The organism is Rubrimonas cliftonensis (assembly GCF_900107585.1).
Lineage (GTDB): Bacteria > Pseudomonadota > Alphaproteobacteria > Rhodobacterales > Rhodobacteraceae > Rubrimonas > Rubrimonas cliftonensis.
The window spans coordinates 1-1,049 of record NZ_FNQM01000097.1 but is presented as its reverse complement, the minus strand read 5'-3'; the positions used below and the strand labels follow the sequence as shown (position 1 = coordinate 1,049).

Below are 1,049 nucleotides of genomic sequence, written 5' to 3'. Positions count from 1 at the left end.
GTGTCGACGCGCCCGAGATTGGCGACGACCCGCAGACGGGGCTTGCCGGCCTCGTTGCGGAAGGACTCCATGATCTGGAGGTAGCGCCGGCCGCCATTCTCAGTGATGCGCGTGAACATGGCATGCAGGATAGCGCCCTACCTGCATTGCCGCCAGTAGGTAAAGAGCCTGCGCATGTAACTACACGCTATCCGCGGAAATCGCCGCTCGCAGACACTAACCCTTTGAAATCACGTCGGCGTCATCGCCAGCTGCGGAGCTCTTCCGTCGGGAACTGTCGAACTCCGGCGAGCCGTTCTTGACCGAGTTTCTGCGCAAGCTCGCGCGACGCGGCCTGCGCGGCGTCAAGCTGCGGGAGATCGCGGGTTTTCGCGGGCGCACTGACATGCGCATGGTCGAGCGCACACCTAATTCACCTGCGGCGCAAGTGAAGGAGACAACAGAACAGCCGCATATGCTGCGAATATGCAGTAACATCAGCTGTTTGGGCGGCCTACAGACCCATGTTTCCAAGCATCTCCGATACGGCGCGTCGCGCCGCTGGGCCTAATTTACGGTTTCCCGAGATGTTCCGCAACGGCCATCTCGCGACACACAGCATGATCAATCGGTCGACACCGAAGTTTGCAGGCGGCGTTGTTCGTGTCGGTTGCGAGGGCTGGGACGAAGCTCAGTCGACAGCCCTTCGCTTGACCGGCGGTCTCCGCCGCATGACCGGTCGTTCGTCGTACTCGGTGGACAAGTACGCGGGTCCCGTTGATAATCATGAGCTTTGGCAGGGATGCGCACACTCCGGTCGTTCGTGCGTGGCGCAGCGAACGGCGGATGAGAGCCCATTGTGACTGATGCCGCTCTTCCTGCAAATGACGGCTGACAAGCCCGCAAGTCATTTCACCAAGGACCCTTTCCTCTTCCCTTGCCTTCCGACTTGAGCCGTACCCCTCCGCCGGGGATCGTCTTCCGTGCTGAGGCGGCTTGATCGTACCTGTCCTTATGGGCGCCCATACGGACAGTTGCGTTTCTCGGCTTGAGGTTGTGGAGGTCGGCCG

At 61.0% G+C, this 1,049-nt stretch carries 1 protein-coding gene; it reads left to right on the top strand.

Annotated features, from left to right (window positions below; translation table 11 throughout):
* Positions 1 to 298 precede the first annotated feature (298 nt).
* A complete protein-coding gene (locus BLW43_RS23300; protein WP_139284213.1) occupies positions 299 to 550 on the top strand; it encodes a hypothetical protein in 252 nt (83 codons plus the stop codon).
* Positions 551 to 1,049: the final 499 nt, after the last annotated feature.